General features: G+C 37.3%; 22 protein-coding genes and 1 riboswitch. Of the genes, 18 read left to right on the forward strand and 4 right to left on the reverse strand.

What is annotated here, in order from left to right:
* The first annotated feature begins 219 nt into the window (after positions 1 to 219).
* From cysT to ACAN53_RS05505, 4 genes are read left to right on the forward strand one after another with little or no spacing between them, the layout of a single operon-like run.
* Positions 220 to 1026 carry a sulfate ABC transporter permease subunit CysT gene (gene cysT, locus ACAN53_RS05490; RefSeq protein WP_379967845.1) on the forward strand — a complete coding sequence of 269 codons (807 nt, stop codon included), beginning with the start codon at positions 220 to 222 and terminating at the stop codon, positions 1024 to 1026.
* On the forward strand, positions 1023 to 1820 hold the full coding sequence (locus ACAN53_RS05495; protein ID WP_379967847.1) for a sulfate ABC transporter permease subunit: 798 nt from the start codon (positions 1023 to 1025) through the stop codon (positions 1818 to 1820). The genes cysT and ACAN53_RS05495 overlap by 4 nt, the downstream gene beginning before the upstream one ends.
* Before the next feature lie 5 nt (positions 1821 to 1825).
* Positions 1826 to 2914 (forward strand): sulfate/molybdate ABC transporter ATP-binding protein, encoded by a 1089-nt coding sequence (locus ACAN53_RS05500; protein WP_379970263.1) that lies wholly within the window; start codon positions 1826 to 1828, stop codon positions 2912 to 2914.
* Positions 2915 to 2945: 31 nt separating this feature from the next.
* The gene (locus tag ACAN53_RS05505) at positions 2946 to 4016 is read left to right on the forward strand and encodes a sulfate ABC transporter substrate-binding protein (RefSeq protein ID WP_379967849.1); all 1071 of its coding nucleotides are present in this window, start codon (positions 2946 to 2948) and stop codon (positions 4014 to 4016) included.
* A 101-nt stretch (positions 4017 to 4117) separates the two neighbouring features.
* Here the strand turns inward: ACAN53_RS05505 and ACAN53_RS05510 are convergent, their stop codons facing one another.
* Complete coding sequence (locus tag ACAN53_RS05510; RefSeq protein ID WP_379967851.1) at positions 4118 to 4819, reverse strand: MgtC/SapB family protein; 702 nt, start codon at positions 4817 to 4819, stop codon at positions 4118 to 4120.
* A gap of 259 nt (positions 4820 to 5078) precedes the next feature.
* Positions 5079 to 5192, forward strand: a riboswitch (SAM riboswitch).
* 103 nt (positions 5193 to 5295) lie between these two features.
* On the opposite strand from ACAN53_RS05510, the gene ACAN53_RS05515 reads away from it, so the two are divergent.
* Entirely contained in the window at positions 5296 to 5877 is a 582-nt protein-coding gene (locus ACAN53_RS05515) for an O-methyltransferase (RefSeq protein WP_379967853.1), read from the forward strand.
* Here ACAN53_RS05515 and tnpA read toward each other — a convergent pair.
* Positions 5854 to 6204, reverse strand: a complete 351-nt coding sequence (tnpA, locus tag ACAN53_RS05520) for an IS200/IS605 family transposase (RefSeq protein WP_379967855.1) — start codon at positions 6202 to 6204, stop codon at positions 5854 to 5856. The two genes, ACAN53_RS05515 and tnpA, sit on opposite strands and share 24 nt — an antisense overlap.
* Between tnpA and ACAN53_RS05525 the strand changes: the two genes are divergently transcribed.
* On the forward strand, positions 6171 to 6728 hold the full coding sequence (locus ACAN53_RS05525) for a hypothetical protein (protein WP_379967857.1): 558 nt from the start codon (positions 6171 to 6173) through the stop codon (positions 6726 to 6728). The genes tnpA and ACAN53_RS05525 overlap by 34 nt on opposite strands.
* Before the next feature lie 149 nt (positions 6729 to 6877).
* Here ACAN53_RS05525 and ACAN53_RS05530 read toward each other — a convergent pair whose 3' ends face one another.
* Positions 6878 to 7309 (reverse strand): DUF4395 domain-containing protein, encoded by a 432-nt coding sequence (locus ACAN53_RS05530; protein WP_379967859.1) that lies wholly within the window; start codon positions 7307 to 7309, stop codon positions 6878 to 6880.
* Positions 7310 to 7422: 113 nt separating this feature from the next.
* Entirely contained in the window at positions 7423 to 8601 is a 1179-nt protein-coding gene (locus tag ACAN53_RS05535) for a M20 peptidase aminoacylase family protein (protein WP_379967861.1), read from the reverse strand.
* A 516-nt stretch (positions 8602 to 9117) separates the two neighbouring features.
* Between ACAN53_RS05535 and ssuE the strand changes: the two genes are divergently transcribed.
* From ssuE to ACAN53_RS05595, 12 genes are all read left to right on the forward strand, one after another.
* Positions 9118 to 9654, forward strand: coding sequence for an NADPH-dependent FMN reductase (ssuE, locus tag ACAN53_RS05540; protein ID WP_379967863.1), 537 nt, complete (start codon positions 9118 to 9120; stop codon positions 9652 to 9654).
* A gap of 326 nt (positions 9655 to 9980) precedes the next feature.
* The gene (locus tag ACAN53_RS05545; protein WP_379967865.1) at positions 9981 to 11075 is read left to right on the forward strand and encodes an ABC transporter substrate-binding protein; all 1095 of its coding nucleotides are present in this window, start codon (positions 9981 to 9983) and stop codon (positions 11073 to 11075) included.
* Complete coding sequence (locus tag ACAN53_RS05550; RefSeq protein WP_379967867.1) at positions 11065 to 11904, forward strand: alkaline phosphatase family protein; 840 nt, start codon at positions 11065 to 11067, stop codon at positions 11902 to 11904. Before ACAN53_RS05545 ends, ACAN53_RS05550 begins: the two co-directional genes overlap by 11 nt.
* 184 nt (positions 11905 to 12088) lie before the next feature.
* Positions 12089 to 12934: an ABC transporter permease gene (locus tag ACAN53_RS05555; protein ID WP_379967869.1), complete on the forward strand. Its 846-nt coding sequence runs from the start codon at positions 12089 to 12091 to the stop codon at positions 12932 to 12934.
* On the forward strand, positions 12931 to 13710 hold the full coding sequence (locus tag ACAN53_RS05560) for an ABC transporter permease (protein WP_379967871.1): 780 nt from the start codon (positions 12931 to 12933) through the stop codon (positions 13708 to 13710). The genes ACAN53_RS05555 and ACAN53_RS05560 overlap by 4 nt, the downstream gene beginning before the upstream one ends.
* 1 nt (position 13711) lies before the next feature.
* Positions 13712 to 14716 (forward strand): ABC transporter ATP-binding protein, encoded by a 1005-nt coding sequence (locus ACAN53_RS05565; RefSeq protein ID WP_379967873.1) that lies wholly within the window; start codon positions 13712 to 13714, stop codon positions 14714 to 14716.
* Positions 14713 to 15516, forward strand: coding sequence for a DeoR/GlpR family DNA-binding transcription regulator (locus tag ACAN53_RS05570; RefSeq protein WP_379967875.1), 804 nt, complete (start codon positions 14713 to 14715; stop codon positions 15514 to 15516). Before ACAN53_RS05565 ends, ACAN53_RS05570 begins: the two co-directional genes overlap by 4 nt.
* Before the next feature lie 327 nt (positions 15517 to 15843).
* Complete coding sequence (locus ACAN53_RS05575) at positions 15844 to 16041, forward strand: cold-shock protein (RefSeq protein ID WP_379967877.1); 198 nt, start codon at positions 15844 to 15846, stop codon at positions 16039 to 16041.
* Positions 16042 to 16295: 254 nt separating this feature from the next.
* Entirely contained in the window at positions 16296 to 17570 is a 1275-nt protein-coding gene (locus tag ACAN53_RS05580; protein ID WP_379967879.1) for a right-handed parallel beta-helix repeat-containing protein, read from the forward strand.
* Positions 17567 to 18073 carry a nitrous oxide reductase accessory protein NosL gene (locus ACAN53_RS05585; RefSeq protein WP_379967881.1) on the forward strand — a complete coding sequence of 169 codons (507 nt, stop codon included), beginning with the start codon at positions 17567 to 17569 and terminating at the stop codon, positions 18071 to 18073. Before ACAN53_RS05580 ends, ACAN53_RS05585 begins: the two co-directional genes overlap by 4 nt.
* Before the next feature lie 37 nt (positions 18074 to 18110).
* The gene (locus tag ACAN53_RS05590; protein ID WP_379967883.1) at positions 18111 to 18923 is read left to right on the forward strand and encodes an ABC transporter permease; all 813 of its coding nucleotides are present in this window, start codon (positions 18111 to 18113) and stop codon (positions 18921 to 18923) included.
* Positions 18920 to 19606, forward strand: a complete 687-nt coding sequence (locus ACAN53_RS05595) for an ABC transporter ATP-binding protein (RefSeq protein WP_379967885.1) — start codon at positions 18920 to 18922, stop codon at positions 19604 to 19606. The genes ACAN53_RS05590 and ACAN53_RS05595 overlap by 4 nt, the downstream gene beginning before the upstream one ends.
* The last annotated feature ends 14 nt before the right edge of the window (positions 19607 to 19620 follow it).

Here is a 19620-nt window from a genome sequence, read left to right on the forward strand (position 1 = left end):
TGATCTTTCATGTACAATATTAATATTATTTTTGAATGAATCATCAAAATAACTATTATCAAGTTGACAAATAGGAATTGTATGATATTATTAATTTAATTTTCATCGAAAAAAACACAATTATATACATAAGCTGATCAGATAACTGAAGGCGCATAATGTTCCAATTTGGAACCATTGTGTGCTTTTTTTATATTACGAGTTAATTGGAGTGTTGATATGAATTTAAATAGTTATCGTACGGCGGTACGGTCGATTCTTATTAGTTATCTTTTCGTCCTTGTCGCATTGCCAATAGCAGCTGTTTATGTGAAAGGTTTTTCTTTAGGCTGGGAGCCTTTTTGGAAAGAAATTTCCGGTGTCATTGCCTGGAAAGCGATTCTATTAACCTTTAAGCTTAGTATTTTAACCACCTTGATTCAGGCGGTTATCGGAACCTTTATCGCATTTGTTTTAGTTCGTTATCGTTTTATTGGGCGCAGATTGCTAAACAGCTTGGTTGATCTTCCCTTTTCCTTGCCTACAGCAGTTTCAGGTTTAATGCTACTGACACTGTTAGGTCCGCAAAGCCCAATTGGAAAATGGCTCAATTCCACCGGCATCAATCTGCTTTACAATCAATCCTCAATTGTTATCGGCATGGTTTTTATTACGTTTCCATTTGTAATTCGAACCGTACAGCCGATGATCGAGCAGTTCGATCCGTTTGAAGAAGAGGCAAGTTTTACGCTGGGAGCAGGCAAAGTGTTTACTTTTTTTCACGTACTGCTTCCTTCCATTGTTCCTGGTATTATAGCTGGAAGTATGTTGTCCTTTTCCAGGGCATTGGCAGAATTCGGTGCTATCTCGCTTATTTCTGGTAACATTCCGGGAAAAACACAGGTTGCTTCAGTGTACATTTATGGTGAGATTGAAAACTATAACATTCAGGGCGCGGCCGCTGTTTCTATTGTGCTGATAACCATTTCTTTAGTCGTCTTATGGCTGGTCAATGTATTTCAAAAAAGGAGGGGCACGAAAGCATGAGAAGAATTTTTATTGCTATCACTGTATTTTTGTTTGTTCTGATTCTCATTCTGCCTTTTTCCAGTATTGTATTTGGGGCTTTTTCAACAGGGTTCGGTCCGTTTTTCGAAGCTTTGAAGCGTCCGGAAGCTATTCATGCCTTAACAGTAAGTCTGATTATCGTAATTATAGTCACATTTCTGAATACCGTAATTGGCATTTTGCTTTCACTAGAAATTGTGCGCGGTACCTGGATATCAAAATGGCTTCGTCCCTTGGTCAATACCATCATCGATTTACCGTTTGCCGTTTCTCCCGTAATCGGTGGCTTGATGATTATCCTGCTTTTTGGACCAAATACGCTGTTAGGTGCTTTTTTTGAAAACTCCGGAATGAAAATCGTTTATGCACTTCCCGGTATGGTAATGGCAACGGTTTTTGTCACATTCCCGCTGATGATTCGCGAGATTGTTCCCGTTCTATCGGAACTTGGAGTGACTTCCGAAGAAGCTTCTGCTACTTTGGGTGCCAGTCCAATCCGTACCTTTTTTCGTGTAACTTGGCCTTCCATTCGCTGGGCAGTATATTATGGGCTGGTGCTTACGGTTGCAAGATCAGTCGGTGAATTTGGTGCCGTGCTCGTCGTGTCAGGTAATATCATCAATCAGACACAAACAGCAACCACGTTGGTTTATCAAGACTCCGTCGATTTTCATACGGTTGCAGCTAACAGTGTCGCACTGCTGCTCGGACTCTTTTCCGTCACGGTCCTTCTGTTTTTGGAATGGATGAAAAAAAGAAAGGAAGTTGAATGAATCTTATGGACATTGAAGTGAAAGAGTTAGAAAAACATTTCGGGGAGTTTCAAGCGATACATAAAGCCAGTTTTCGGATTCAAAAAGGACATCTGGTCGGACTATTGGGTCCAAGTGGAGGTGGCAAGACTTCCATTTTACGTATGCTCGCCGGTCTAGAGCAACCGAATTCCGGTGAAATCTTTTTTAATGGCAAGCTAGCCAATTCATTATCCGTACAAGAACGCGGGATTGGATTTGTCTTTCAAAACTACGCCTTGTTCAAGCATATGACAGTCTTTGAAAATATAGCGTATGGGCTGAAGGTAAAAAAGCAGAGAGGTAGTGTAATTAAGGAACGCATTTTCTATCTTCTCAAACTGATGGGACTGGAAGGTACCGAAAACAAATACCCGGACCAACTTTCAGGCGGGCAACGACAACGTGTTGCCTTTGCACGTGCGCTTGCACCAGAACCAAAACTGCTACTACTCGACGAACCGTTTGCCGCAATAGACGCGAAAATTCGTAAGGAGCTACGTCTGTGGCTACGTAATTTGATTAGTGAATTCGGTATCACTACGATTTTTGTGACACATGATCAAGACGAAGCAATCGAGGTTGCGGATCAAATTATTATCGTCCAAAAAGGAACAATTGAGCAGCAGGGCACACCTTGGGAAATATACAATAAGCCGGCTTCGGCATTCGTCGCATCTTTTATCGGCGAATCAAATAAGCTTGATGTTCCAATATTACTTCAAGGTTTTCAAGAATTGTTAGACTATCAGAATGGTGATCAATGGAAATCAGGTGTTCAAGTACTGATTCGTCCGGAAGCGATTGAGGTCCTCCCGGAAAACACATCGTATCTTGCTAGTGCCATGGAGGCAGGCACTGTCACGCATGTGCACTTTCGCGGTGATTCCTGGTATCTGGAAATCAAGCTTGCAAATGACACTAGGTTATTTGCCTTCCAAGCAATCAATCAAAAGGTGTTCCAGCCAGGAGACAAGATTAATATTTTAATTCATCAGCTCTCAGTGTTTACACCTATAGAAACCCGTGTGTTGGAAAATCGATCCAAAATTGATCCAATGCCTGTTTTCATATAAGCAATCATTTATTTATAAGGAGATGAAATGTATGACAAAGAAACAGATTTATTCATTTTTCACAATACTTATTTTACTTGTAGCAGTGGTGCTTTCCGGTTGCTCTTCTTCTAGTAAAACAAATAGTTCTGAAACAGCCGGCACATCGGCTTCTAAAGACAACGGTACCGTCACATTAACTATCGGTGGTTATTCTACAATCAAGGATGAATTTGAAGCGATATTTCCTTTGTTTCAAAAGGAATGGAAGAATAAGACTGGTCAAACTGTGGAATTCAAAGAGTCCTATCAAGCATCTGGAGCGCAGGCTCAGAACATTACAAATGGCTTTGAGGCAGATATCGCCGCTCTTTCACTTGAAGGAGATATCGACAAGATTGTAAAGGCAGGATTGATTACTCACGATTGGAAAAGTGCACCACATAGTGGCATTATTACCAAGTCAATCGCAGCATTCGGAGTACGTGAGGGGAATCCAAAGGGCATTAAGGATTGGTCGGACTTAACGAATCCAGGCGTTCAAGTTTTAGTTCCTAACCCGAAAACTTCTGGTGGCGCCAAATGGGATGTAAATGCCATTTATGGAGCAGGGTTAAAAATATCGGAAGAAAAAACAGGGAAACAAGATCCTGCTGAGGCCAAGGTATTACTTAGTAAAGTATATAAAAATGTAAAATCACTGGATAAAAGTGGCGAGGAATCAATGTCTACATTTGATAAAGGAGTTGGCGACGTCATCATTACTTATGAAAATGAACTGATTGACCGCATCAAAAAGGGAAATAAGTATGAGGAAATCGTGCCTCAATATACGACCTCAATTGAAAATCCAGCTTCTATTGTCGATAAGTATGTTGATAAGCACGGTACCCGAAAAGTTGCTGAAGCATTTTTGGAATTTCTGTGGACACCGGATGCACAAAAGATATTTGTCCAAAGCGGGTTCCGCTCAGTTGATCCAGACGTGGCTAAAGCCAATGCCAACACATACAAACAACCTGCAGGATTATTCGATACTAATTATCTGGGCGGCTGGAGTAAAGTTGGGAAAGACCTTTATGGCGATGGTGGTATTTGGGATCAAGTTGTTGCCGGGAAGTAATGATTACGTTCATAATTCGAATTTCAAAGGGGTTTGCGTTTTTTGTAGGTTATGAATACAAGGAATGTAACGAAGTAAAGAAGTACTGATTTCAGTACTTCTTAATCCCCTTCTTGTTCAGAAAGAGTTTTCCATCCAATTGCAGTAACGTCGTGTTCCAGACTTAACTTACCAACAATTTGTTCTATTAAAAGAGCTTTCGATTTATCACTATGAAGCAATGCTCTTACGGATACTTTGCTTCCGCTTTCGATTTCTTCACTGTACATTTCTTGTAACGCAAGTCCCTCTGATAGTATCATCCGAGACAGTGCCTCTCGAATGCTTGCTTCATGTTCATCTAAGCAGGATATTGTAATTTCATAGAATAGGTTTTCTTGTGAAAGAGCTTTCGATTTTTTATTCATAAATAACGCAACTGGACGGAGGAGGATATTTGCTAACACGACACCTATAGCTCCTATAATACTTACTTTTATAAAACCTGCTCCAACTAACGTTCCTACGGCCGCAGAACACCATAATGTAGCAGCTGTATTTAATCCACGTACAGTAAACCCTTCTCGCATAATAACACCTGCGCCTAAAAAACCGATGCCGCTAACCACTTGGGCGGCAATTCGAGTTTGACTGTTATCTCCTGGTGTCAAAACAGATAAAATGACGAATAAACATGCTCCCAGTGAAACAAGAGCATTTGTACGTATGCCGGCCATACGGTGTCGCCACTGACGTTCTGTACCAATACATGCACCAGTGAGTATAGCTATAAAGAGCCGAATTACCATGTCTTGCCATGGCATATGTATCATCTCCATACTATATTTGTATTATATAAGGAAGATAACATGATTTCTAATCAATACCCGTATTATGAAGGAATCAGTTAGGAAGCGTCAACTGTTTTCAATATTTTACCGGATATATCAAGCAAGAATGAATAATAAATATACTTGTATAATAGGGGGCTTTAATTGACGAATATGTTGAATAGGTATATTATTAAGAGCAAATCGATAGAAAGTGTATCGTACATACAATTTTCAAATATTGAATATGAAATTCTTATCTAGAGAGGTGGAGGGATAGGCCCTGCGAAACCTCAGCAACCCCTAGTACGTATAGGAAGGTGCTAATTCCAACAGAGTAACTTTTGTTTGCTCTGAAAGATAAGAGGTCGAAAATGTTAGCTCGTGGCCTCTTATAAAAGAGGCCACTTTTTATTTTTTACATGTCATTCGTATACCTATAACAGATTAATAGGAGGGAGTTGTTCAATATGGAAAAAGAGACGTTGATGAAGTCACCAGATATTTACGGTAAAATTGTAGCACATTCGAAATTACTAGGATTTCATCAGTCATGTGATACGAAAACAGGATTTTTATTAAAAGGGCTAGCAGCATCAAAAGCACACGGAACATTTTTAGAGCTTGGGACAGGAGCTGGTGCATCTGCAGCTTGGATTGTTGACGGAATGGACCAAGAGAGTACACTTATTTCAGTGGATATTGATCCTGCGCTTCAAAAAATAGCACACACGTATTTAGGAGACGATAAACGCGTTACATTTCGTTGTGAAGATGCAGCTGTCTTTATTCGAAATATGGAGGAGACGTTTGATTTTATTTTTGCAGATACATGGCCAGGAAAATTTGAACTTTTGGATAAGACGTTAGATCATTTAAATGTAGGTGGATTTTACGTCATTCATGATTTACTTCCTGATATGAGCGTGCCCGAGGAGTACCGTGTGAAAGCACCAAAGCTCATACATAAGTTACGTGAAAGAAGTGATTTAGTCATAACAGAAGTAGATTGGGGTACTGGTATTCTTTTAGCGATAAAGACAACTGAATAGATTGTTCTTTGAACAAAAATAGGCGATGCATTCCCCTTCCAAATCTCCGATTTGGTGGGGTTTAGTCGCCCTCTTATCAACTCTTTTCTTTTTTTCCTTGTCCTCGATGTATTTCTTTATGACATCAATGGTTGCCCCGCCTGTCGATAACACCATGTAACTTTGACTCCAAAAATAAGGTTTCCAGTAAAATTTCTGCAAGTGTTCAGCAAACTCCTTACGGATTAAACGTGAAGTGCCGGTTTTATAGCTATTAATCATTTTAGATAATTGGATTTGAGGGGGAGCATCAAATGATAAATGGATATGGTCGGCTTCTCCATTCATCTCAATCTTATATCATCAACGATACTTGTCACCAAATCATTCAATTTGCCAAAGAGCATAACGCTGATGTTATTGTGTTGGAGTACCTTAAAAAAATGAGAATCCCGAAGGGATTCTATGGAGCCAAGCGTTTACGATTTACATTACGTTACTGGCGCAAAACTGCTATCCAAAACAAGGTAACTGAAATGGCACACTATGTTGGTCTCCGTATTTCCCATATTGTCGCCCGCAATACAAGTGCTTTGGCTTTTGATGGAAGTGGATTTGTCACCCGTAACCCGAAGAAGGATATGGCTACTTTTACAACAGGCAAAGTGTATCATGCTGACCTATCTGCTTCTTACAACATTGGAGCAAGATACTTTATTCGAGAACTCCTTAAACCCTTTTCAGAAATGGAGAGGTTGTCCGTTCAGGCAAAAGTTCCTGAATTGGCAAAAAGAACAAATCAGACCTTATCTTCACTCATTAGTCTTTACTTGGCATTAGAGCCAACAGCGTTGACTCACAGCGAGGTTTAGATCGTATCTAAGATAAGAGAAGCACCTTCCAAGTGCAGTAACATTTGGTGGGTGAGGTTCACTATGTAATGCATCTAACTTAATGTTATTTACACGAACAAAAGGCTGGAAATAAAATAATCCCTCCATATATAGAAGGGATTATTTTATTAAGATTGTTTTATAGATTTCCGATAACGGTATTGTAACCATTGATATCGAATAAAGCAACCAATACAAAAACCAAGAATTGCTACAAATGCAGCAATAGCAACCATTATTGTAAAGATATATGCTACAAGCGTCCAGTTTGCAAGATAACTAATTAGTCCACCAGCTAAGCATGCAATTGCAATAATTTGATTGAATTGTTGTTGATCCCAATCTTCAAGAGCATATTCGGACGGTTTTTTTCTTAAAAATAATTTTGCCAAACGCATTACCGGATTAAACTGAAAGAATAGACCCATAAGACCTGCAACTAACGGGAATGCCAGCAACCATGCTTCACCAGAAATCCATGTCGCTACTACGCTTATTACGATAAACCATTGATTCGTTCTAACTAGAGGACGAGGAATAGACCGAACTGTTTGTGACATTTTATTCATACCTTTCATATAGGGAATATATGAATTTTACATCTTTTTTTATGATTTGTGAAGTGTTTTGTTTTTTTGTATGTCGGATTTTATAAATCAAATTCTATCCTGTTTCATGATGAGTGAAAATCGTTACTTTTGCTTAATCCCAGTAGCGCTTTTTCTGCTAAAGTTGCGAAATAATGGGCAGTGATAGATAGAGCACGTTCATCTAAAGTGAAAGAGGGATGATGCCATTCTTCGGTACCAGACGTCCCCATAAAAACGAAAAAGCCTGGAACCTCCCTTTGGTAGTAGGCAAAGTCTTCTCCTGCCATTGAGGGCTGCGGATCTACAATAGAAAGTCCATTTAAAGTTGCTGCATTTTGGCATAATTCCGTAAGTAGAGAATCATTTTGAATAGACGGCGGTCCTGGATACCAATGTAATGATGCTATCCCTCCCAAGGCAGATGCAACTCCCTGTATAATTTGACGAATTTTCTCAGGAATGGTGTTGCGTACATCGTCTTGAAAGGTTCGAACAGTACCTTCTAATGTAACAGTTCCGGGAATTACATTCCATGTGTTTCTTGCATGGAGGTTTGTTACACTTATTACTGCACTATGAAGGGGATTTATACTTCGACTGACGATGGATTGCAAAGCTAAAATGATGTGAGATGCTGTCACAATTGGATCGATTCCTCTATGCGGAGCAGCTGCATGAGTTCCTTTTCCATCAATTTGAATTTCAAATCGGTCTACACTGGCCATTAGCGGTCCTTCTGTAATCCCAATTGTACCTACAGAGAGATCTGGCTTGTTATGCAAACCAAAAATAGCAGTTACATCGTTTAGTAGTCCTGCCTTTATGACATCTTTAGCCCCACTGCTATTTTCTTCTGCAGCTTGGAAGATGAATCGTACGGTACCTTTAAGATGCGTTTCTTTCTGCTTTAATAAATAAGCAGCACCTAGGATGGAAGCGGTATGAAAATCATGACCGCAGGCGTGCATTTTACCAAGGTTTTTTGAAGCGTAAGGGAGATTTGTTTCTTCAGTAATCGGCAATGCATCAATATCTGCACGAAGAGCAATAACTGGTCCGTTTCCCTTGATTTCTGCTATAACACCTGTCTCGAGCGAAGATGGCAATATAGATATATCTGCATCTTCTAGTAGTTCTCTAATGTATACTGACGTTTGAAATTCTTGCCGCGATAGTTCAGGGTATTCATGTAAATGTCGTCGGATTTCCACTAGTTTATTTTGCAAATGAGGAACCATGGTTTGAAAATTCGTTTTAGTCATATATAATCCGTCCTTTCACTTTGGATAATCCTCACATAACTATTAAACCATTTGTACGAGAATTTATTTCCTTATAAAAATAAGGCACCTATCCATTTTGTAAGTCGGTAGGTGCCTTTGGTAATCCAATCAGCATTTATAAAAGTATATACATAATAAACTCATAATTCTTATAAGTCAAGATGGATTTATACTTATATAGTATTCTAATAGAAAAAATGAGTGATATGGAAAATAGCATTGACAACTTATCTAAATCAATTTATATTGTATTCAATGATTAAAACCAATTAAATTGATAGGTAATATATATTATGATTTAAATCACAGTTTACATTTTTAATATAAAGCTAGATTTCGCGTAACTCGAAACATACAGAATGCTGATTGGAAAACCAAAGGCGCCTGTTTATCAGGGGTCTTTTTGATTTTTTTTCGCTGGCAGTAGGTAAGGAGTAATTACTTCATTTTAGAGGAAACTGGTTTTTTAATAATAAATGCGTAGGAGGATTTCAAATGGGTAATATCATTTTAATTTCTGGTGGGGTATCAAAAAATTCGAGAACGGCAAGGGTGATTCATCATATCGCATCCTTTATTGAGGAGCGTGGAGGAAGTTCGCAAACTTTCGAGGTAACTGATTTTCGCGCTGAAGATGTTTTATTTGCAAATTTTGAAAGTTCAGCCATTCAAGAATTTGCTACGACAGTACTAAATTCGAGTGCAGTTATTATTGCAACACCAGTTTATAAGGCGACCTATACGGGAGCATTAAAGGCGTTGTTAGATTTATTACCGCAAAATAGTTTAAAGGGAAAAGTAGTTATCCCCATTGCAATAGGTGGTACCCTTAATCATGTTCTTAGTATTGAATATGGCTTAAAACCTTTAATAGGAGTGCTGGGTGGTGAGCATGTGCTTGCTGGAACGTTTATTTTAGATGAATACGTATCTGCAGATGGATCGATAACGGATTCATATACAGCAGAACGTTTATATAAGTCAGTAGAAGAACTATTATTATCTAGTAATAATCTCGTTCTAAAAAAGTGAATAACTTAACTTTAAATTTTAGGAGATAGTTTCTTTTGAAATAGGTCAGATAGTAAGTATATACATTAAGAAATAAGCTAATATTTTTCATAGAGAACAAGGAACGATTCTACTAGGATCGCTTCTTGTTTTTATTTTGCAAATGGAAGCAATGTATGTACTTTTACATATAAAAAAACAAATAATAAAGAATCATTTACAAACTATTTACGTAACTCTGTTTAAAATTAATATTTGTTTAATATCCCATTTACTTTGTTTGTTTAGTATTTTAGTTGTTAAACAAACAAAAACAAAAACAAAACAAAAATGGGAGGCACGTTCCGATGAATTTCAAATCTTTACTTAAGATTGGAACAGCAGGGGCACTATCTATATCATTACTGGTTGCATGTTCAACAAAGCAAGCTGAACCTGCAAAAACAACAGACACAAAGGTTTCTTTGGAAGACATTACAAAGAAGGCAAAAGTAGAAGGTACGGTTACTTCAATTGGTATGCCTGATTCTTGGGCAAACTGGAAAGGTACTTGGGACGATTTGCAAACGAAATACAGTATCAAACATACTGACACGGATATGTCGAGTGCAGAAGAACTTGCAAAGTTTGAATCTGAAAAGGATAATGCCACAGCTGATATCGGAGACGTTGGTATCGCATTTGGGCCATTAGCAAAACAAAAGGGATTAACACAACCTTATAAACCATCTCACTGGGATGAAATTCCTTCTTGGGCTAAAGATGAAAACGGAGATTGGGCAGTCGCTTATACAGGTTCAATCGCATTTATTACAGATAAAACAAAAGTAAAAAATCCTCCTAAATCATGGAAAGATCTTGAAAATGGTGATTATAAAGTAACAATTGGAGATGTACTAAAGGCTAACCAAGCGCAATTTGCCGTATTAGCAGCAGCATTTGCAAATGGCGGAGATGAAACGAATATTAAACCGGGTATTGATTTCTTTGCTAAGCTAGCAAAACAAGGACGCCTTAAAACAACGGATCCGAAAGTAAACACGCTAGAAAAAGGTGAAGATGCAGTATCTATCGTTTGGGATTTCAACGGATTAAACTATCGTGACCAAATCGACAAAAACCGCTTTGATGTAGTGATTCCGCAAGAAGCTTCCGTTATTTCTGGTTACACAACAATCATTAACAAGTATGCAAAACATCCAAACGCAGCAAAACTTGCTCGTGAATATATATTCTCTGATGAAGGTCAAGCAAATCTTGCACGCGGATATGCACGTCCAATTCGTGAAAATGTAAAATTACCAGAAGATGCAAAGGCAAAACTTCTTCCAAACGAAATGTATAAAAACGTAAAACCTATTAAAGACTTTAAGGCTTGGGAACAAACGACTAAAACATTAATGCAATCTTGGCAAGAACAGGTGTTAATTAATGTCAAATAAACTCATATTTATCATGCTAGACGGTCTGCGCTATGATACAGCCGTCTCTCAAATGGGATATGTACATCATCTCGTTGAAAAAGGATTAGCTGCAAGATATAAAGTGGAATCAGAATTACCAAGTCTTTCTCGTCCACTTTACGAAGTGCTACTAACAGGTACACCAGCATACAAAAATGGTATTACTACGAATCAAACTGTTCGGTTGTCACATGAAGAAAGCTTGTTTCATTTGACAAAGAAAAACGGCTTGAAAAACGCATCAGCATCGTATTATTGGGTGAGTGAGCTTTATAATAAAGCACCTTTTAATCCAGCAACAGACAGAATACAACTAGATAGTGAGAATCCTATTGAACACGGTATTTTCTACTGGGAGGATCATTATCCAGATTCTCATCTTTTCGCTGATGCCAATTATTTATTGCAAGCCTATCATCCGGATTTTTTGTATGTACATTCAATGAATATTGATGATGACGGACATAAATATACGGCTGATTCGAAGGGGTATCGAAATCGGGCTATTGCAACTGATATTCTTTTAGCAAGTATTTTGCCAAGTTGGATGGAAGCCGGTTATCAAATTATTATTACAGCTGATCATGGAATGAATGATGATGGGCAGCATGGAGGAACGACATATGCAGATCGGGATGTTCCCTTGTTCATCATAAGTGACCGTGTACAAGCAGGAGTCCATGATGAAGTGATTCCGCAATTACAAATTGCGCCGCTTGCGTGTGAATTATTATCAATCCAACCATCAGCAGCTATGCAGCATTTATCTATTCCTTTCGTTAACGAAACATCATTCATCGAAGATTAGACAAACATATTCGTTTATGCTCGAACCGATATGAGAATGTGAAAATAAGGGTTAAGTAAGATGCAAGAATGAGTTCATTTCGTGAGGTGACGCAAAAAGAGATATGTTTATCTCTTTTCACGTCACCTTATTCTTTATAAATGTGTATGTTCAAAGTTTGTACTCGTTGAAGGGAGTTTTTATATTGAAGCGAATCAATGGAATGCTCGTGTATAGTATCATTCCGTTTTTTATTTTCGTTATTCTCTTTTTATTGATTCCACTTTGCTTTATGCTCTATGGAAGTTTTCAAGAGGATGGAGGCACAGGGTTCACATTGAAGCAATACGAGGAAATATTTAAGAATCCGTACTATCATCAAGCCTTTCAAAATAGTATTCTTATTTCTTTCTCGTCTAGTTTGATTGCAATTATAATAGCCGTATTTGCAGCATACTCGATTACACGTTTTTCCAAAACGATACAAGATCGAATTTTAATATTTGCTAACCTAACATCCAATTTTGCTGGTATTCCATTAGCTTTTGCTTTTATCGTATTGTTAGGAAATAGCGGTTTGTTTACGATTCTTTTTGAAAAATTAGGGCTTTCTGTATTTCAATCGTTTAATTTATATTCCTGGACTGGGTTAGTGCTCATTTACGTTTACTTCCAATTGCCGCTAGCTGTAATGTTGCTTTATCCAGTATATCAAGGAATTCAAACGCAATGGAAGGAAGCGGCATCCTTATTAGGGGCTTCTACGTTTCAATTTTGGCTTCGTATTGGAGTTCCTATTATGCTCCCAAGTCTAGCAGGAACATTCAGTATTTTATTTGCTAACGCAATGGGTGCCTATGCATCGGCCTATGCACTTACTGGAAGCACGTACAATCTAGTAACGATTCGTATCGGCGCACTTACAACTGGGGATATTTTTGCACAACCAGAGCTCGGAAGTGCCATTGCTTGTATTCTTGGTTTAACACTTGTCATAGCGATGGTGATCAATGAATGGCTAACTGGTAAAGTACGGAGGGATTTATCATGAAACGTTCTGGCTTTCACTATGTATCGATTGGAATTGTCTTTCTCTATTTAGTTGTTCCTCTCCTTGCTACTCTGGCCTATTCCTTTGCAACGCAGTGGCATAAAACCGTTTTGCCGGAGGGATTTACATTTGAGTGGTATGTAGCCTTATTCAATGATCCGCGATTTATTAATTCGCTTGTTCGGTCTCTTCTTGTCACTGTAGGAACAACAATTCTTGCACTTGTCATTATGGTTCCGGCTGTTTTTTCAATCGTTTTATATGCACCAAAATTGGAAAAATTCATCCAAGCTATAATTGTAATGACGTATGCAATGCCAGGGGTTATTATAGCCGTTGGGTTGATTCGTGCTTATTCTGGAAGCGGAATTTCTATGGTATTTGTTACAATTGGTGCTTACTTTGTAAGTATTCTACCTTATATGTATCAAGGTACACGAAATAGTCTTCGAAATGTTAATGCAGCAACGTTAATGGAGTCCGCACAAATTTTAGGAGCGAGTCAATTTACTGCATTTAGAAAGGTAGTTTTACCAAATATCACTTCAGGAGTTCTCGTTTCATCTTTGCTTTCTTTTTCCATTTTATTTGGAGAGTTCGTACTTATTAACATGTTAGCCGGAGGAAATTTTGAAACAGTCCAAATTTATTTATATAAAAAACTAAATGAAAGTGGACATTTAGCAAGTGCTATTGTCGTTTGTTACTTCCTCTTAATCTGTATTCTCTCTATTGTTATTGTTAAAATGATTCGAACAAAAAAGGAGACCTTCTAATATGGGATATGTAACGATTGAAAAGGTTAGTAAGTCCTTTCAACATCAAACTGTACTTCATGAATTACAGCTTACTATAAATAAAGGGGAATTCGTGACTCTCTTAGGACCAAGTGGCTGCGGGAAAAGTACACTGCTGCGAATCGTGGCAGGGTTAACAAATCCTGAACAAGGTATAATTAAAATAGATGGACAAGATGTAACGAATGTCGTGGCTAAAGATCGTCAAGTTGGTATGGTCTTTCAATCCTATGCACTATTTCCTAATATGACAGTGGAAGAAAACATAGCATTTGGACTTACTATGAAAAAATTTAGTAAACAAGCAATTCAAGAAAAAGTAGCAAGTATAATTAAACTCGTAGGCTTATCAGAAAAAGAAAAAGCATATCCACGTGAATTATCAGGTGGTCAACAACAACGTGTAGCATTAGCACGTTCACTCGTAACGGAACCGAAAGTGCTCCTTCTTGATGAACCGCTAAGTGCACTTGATGCGCAAATTCGAAAAAATTTACAAAAACAACTTCGTATGATTCAACAAAAGCTAAATATGACAATGATTCTTGTTACGCATGATCAAGAAGAAGCAATGGCAGTTAGTGATCGTATTTATATATTAAACGCTGGACATATTGCTCAAAGTGGAACACCACATGAAATTTATACGCATCCTGCAAATGAATTTGTTGCGAGATTTATTGGAAATTATAACGTTTTAGAAAAGAAACAAATGGTACAGTTAATTGGGGAGAAAAAAGAGCTTACTACGAATCTGTATGCCATTCGACCTGAAGCATTTTCTACTTTACAGGTAGAAAATAGCTATGAGTTGTCAGGAAAGGTGTTAAGAACGATGATGTTAGGGAAAGTGATTCGCTATGAGATGGATTGCTTCGGAATTCCAGTAGTGGTGGAGCAATTGCATCATTCATCAGGACATATCCAAATGAATGAAACGATGAAAGTGTATCTTAGAAAACAGGATGTGATTGCACTGCAATGAATGTAATGTTTACAGAACGCCACCAATATATAATTGCAAAACTTTCGAAAGAGAAGAAAGTGTTTGTAACCACACTTGCCAAGGAATTAGGAGTAACACCTGAAACGATTCGTCGTGATTTAGATATTTTAGAAAGTGAAAAAAAACTGCAACGGATACATGGAGGTGCAGTCAAATATCATCAAACGAACAACGAACCTCATTTTGTAAAAAAGATGAATTTATATGCCAATGAAAAAAAAGCTATTGGTGAAAAAACTGCGGAGTTTATTAAAGATGGAGACACTGTGATGATTGACGTAGGAACGACTACAATCCATCTTGCTAGTAGCATAAGCGGAGTTAGAGGAGTTACAATCGTAACGAATTCGTTAGCTGCGGCACAAGAGCTAAACAACCGACTAGAAAATAAAGAATTTGAAGGAAAAGTTATTGTTCTAGGTGGCGTAACAAATCCAGAACAAAAATCGATTGTTGGTGCACTAACATGTAAATTTTTAGAGAATTTCCGCTTTGATAAAGTATTTTTATCATGTGGAGGTATTTCGATTGACAGCGTGAGTGACTATGATTGTGAGGAATGTGTAGTTTCGTCAGTTATGGTGGAACGAGCTAATCAAGTATTTCTCATGGCTGATTCTTCTAAACTGGAAAATGAAGCTTTTTATTCAATATGTTCGTTATCCAAAGTGGATTATATTATTTGTGATCAAGCTATGCCAAAAGAATGGAAGAACCGTCAGCTAGATACAATGCTGCGGTGGGTTATTGCAGAGATCGGTGCAGAATATGAAGGTTGACTATCATTTATATTTAAGCGTTAGCAACATTTGAGAAAATGAAGAGAATGATGAAACCATTGGGATAATGAAAATAGTCTGATAAGAGACTAGCAGTATTAAATAATATACGTTTAAATTTGTTTAGTTTTAGCAATAATAATGACTCGAAATGAAGGGATTTTTACTTTGTTTTATTTCTTTTTTTTTATTAATCTGTTATAATTAAATAAATTATTTTTGTTCGGTATATTGTTTAAAGAGTGTTTGTTATAACATCGTCTTGAAAGAGTATGAAGAGCAAGAATGGTAAAACAATGTGGGCAATCCACGCAGGAGGAAAAGATTATGTTACAAGGTAAAGTAAAATGGTTTAATGCAGAAAAAGGTTTTGGTTTCATCGAAGTTGAAGGTCAAGACGATGTATTCGTTCATTTCTCTGCAATTCAAGGAGAAGGCTTCAAAACTTTAGAAGAAGGCCAAACTGTTTCTTTTGAAATCGTTCAAGGCGCTCGTGGACCACAAGCAGCTAACGTTACAAAATAATTGTAACATCCAAAAAGCTGACTACAAACTATGTTTGTAGTCAGCTTTTTTGTGCAGAAATTATGTAAATCTTCCCCACAGTCTAAGGGCTCATGCAGCTATATATGTAAATCCCTTACCACATAGTACAAATTTTTTTCTATTTCAAAAAACTCACATGATTTCTTCGCATTTTCAACACATTTTTTTGGTATCTTACATTGTAACGTGAGAAATGTGAGATTTATCATTTTCTGCTTGAGAGGAATGTGGAAATGAAAGCGGTTAAATCTATACTAATCTTGGTAATATTACTATTTTTCTTTCCTTTTCAAAGTACGGCATGGGCACAATCATTACAATCTCGAATCGATGAGGCGCCAGAAAATAGTGTGATTCACGTAGATGGTGTATATAACGAAGCCATTATTATAGAAAAGCCCATTTCGTTAGAAGGAACTGCGGATACAAAGATCGTTTCTTGCACAGATACACCTTCGTTAGTTGTAAAAGGAAAAGGGGTGGCAGTGAAAAATATAACTGTTGAGAAATGTGAAGGTGGTCAAGATGTACCTGCAATATATGTGACTGGTAATGGGCATATGTTGAATTCTATCCATGTACGTGCTATGCAGACGGGCATTCAATTAGATAAAGCGTCTCACATTACGATAATCAATAGCTTAGTGGATGGCAGTGGTCAAAAAAACGGGATTGATCTCTGGGAGTCCAAGGATAATTTGATTTCAAACACGGGTATCACACATGCTAGAGATGGCATCTATTTAGAAAATAGTAATCATAATGTCATTGAGCGTAATTCGATTGAACAATCTAGATATGGAATGCACCTTATGTTTTCAGATGATGTGGTGCTTAACGCAAACCATTCCGAGCATAATGTTACTGGTGCGATGGTAATGGAAGCAAATCGTACGACCATATCCAATAATACCTTTTCGTACAATTCGAATAATGTAAATGCTCAAGGGTTACTTTTGTATGATGCAAATCGTACAAACATTTTTCAAAATACGATTTCATATAACAGAGTCGGAATTTATGTTGAAAAATCGGAACAAAATAAATTGTATACCAATATGGTGCAAGGAAATTTTGTTGGAATTCAGTTAAAGAATGCAAACAACCAAGCTGTCCAACAAAATGATTTTATTGGAAATGTAGTTGAAGCACAAGCTGTAAATAGTTCAAACAATCAATTTGCTACAAACTTTTGGGATTCATCCGTAAAACTTGATACGACAGGTAAAGGAATTAGTATCATTCCATATAGAATGGACCCATTTTTTCTAACATTAACGAGTAATATACCGGAATATCGGGTGTTTTTTCAAGCACCAGGGATGTTTTTATTACAAAAACTATTAAAAAGTCCAGATACAGCAGTGTTAACAGATTGGAATCCTGTTGTTCAACGTTCGTTGAAACAGGAAAATCGGTCTCAGCCAGTCACATATCTAGTACTAATAAGTGTGGTCATGGTAGCTCTAAGTGTACTTTTATTTCTAATTGGGAGGAAACGAATATGAAAAAAGGGTTTGTATCAACTGTATTAGTATTGGTTATCATTACAATTTTAGCGGCATGTGGAAAACAGGCAGTGAATCCGGTAGCAGTTGACGAAAAAAATGATAAATGTGCAACATGCAATATGGCTGTAACGAACAATCAATATGCGACGGAAGTGGTTTTAGAAAATGGAAAAGCACTTAAATTTGATGATATTGGCTGTATGTATAAATGGTTACAAGAAAATAGCGGTGAAAAGCTTCAAGCAAAATTTGTACGCGATTATAATACAAAAGAATGGGTGCCATCTGAGAAAGCAACCTATGTGTATGAAACATCTATTAAAACACCAATGGCATACAATGTTATTTCATTTCAAAATAAATCCGACGCTGAATCGTATGTGAAAAATCAAAAGGGATCAGTACTGTCATATGAAGATTTAAATAATCATAAGTGGGAAATGAATAAAGAAATGATGAAAATGATGAAGGATAATAAAGCCATGAATCCTACTAATTAAGAAGAAAAAATCGTTTTTTCTCTAGGGGGCATGCTTTATGTGGCATATTTGGCGCACGGAATGGCGCATTTCGATGAGACAACGTTCGTTCTATGCATTTTTCATATTGTGGGTCGTTGTGAATTCTTTGTTATTCCAACTTGTGAAGAATGTTTCTTCCTTATCATCTTATACAAATGTAACAGGGACTACAGTCAATCTTGTCCTGTATATGATTCCACTTTTTATGCTTATCATCGGGTCATTTACAATAGCAAATGAAATGGAAAATGGTCAATGGAAGTTGCTTTGCACATATCCAATTTCATCCTTCTCCTATGTGATAGGAAAATACGGGGGACAGGCTACAGCTCAGCTCATTTTATTTACAATGAGCTTTGGTACAAGCATGTTGATTGGGTTATTGTTTGGTATTCCGCTTTCTTTGGAGTGGACAGTAGCATTGTTTATCTTCAGTGTATGGCTCTTATTACTTTTCCTTTTACTTGGCGTTAGTGTAGGGGCGTTGGTACACACTAGGTGGCAGGCACTTGTTTCGTCAGTTATAGTTTGGTTTTTACTTATTATTATGTGGCCATCTATGATTATTGCAATTCTTTCATTTGTTCCTTATACTTGGATTTCCCCTATACTAAAGAGTATTTTATTTTTCAATCCTGCCGAATTATTGAGGGTTGTATTCATAGTCACATTAAATGGGGGCTCTGTTTTTGGTCAAACCTATGACACTCTTATTGTATCGCTTAGTACACCATTTGGCTGGACGTTATTACTGGTGTACACGATTATTTTTTCATTGCTATGCCTTCTGGTTGCCTCATGGAAGCTTGAGAGGGGGAGATGGCAATGACAGTACTAGAAATAACTAATATTTCTAAGATGTATAAGCAAACGACAGTTTTTCACCCATTTTCTTTAAAAGTTGAAGAAGGTACCACTATTGCACTATGTGGAGGAAATGGAGCTGGAAAAAGCACATGTTTACAAATGCTTGCGGGCTTAGCTTTACCATCTACAGGTTCAATTCATTTATATGATATGGATGTGAGCAAACAGAGAAAACAATATGTTTCTCACATTGGATATATGCCAGACGATTTTTCTGCACAAGAAATGCTAAGTGTAGAAGAATTTCTAAATTTTTATGCGCATTTTCGGCAAGTAAAACGGGAAGAAGTCGATGAATTGATTGAAAAGATTGACTTGGTAAAACAAAAGAACATGCAAATTAAACAGCTATCAAAAGGAATGAGACAGCGTCTATTACTGGGGCAAGCATATATAGGAAACCCAACTCTTCTTCTATTAGATGAACCAACAAATGGGCTTGATCCATATTGGATTCGTATGTTCATGAAGCTTATAAAAGAAAGAAATCAAATTACTATTTTTTCGACTCATATGATGGACGTAGCGGCAGAATTGGCTGATATCATTTTGTTTTTGAATGAAGGTAAAGTCACCCATCAATTTTTTCATAGTGACGATAAGGAGCAAATGACATTACAGTTATTAAAGCTTTATCGAAGCTAGAATAGCAGTACAGC

It is taken from the genome of Ectobacillus soli (genome assembly GCF_042610425.1).
In the GTDB taxonomy this organism is placed as follows: Bacteria; Bacillota; Bacilli; order Bacillales; family Bacillaceae_G; genus Ectobacillus.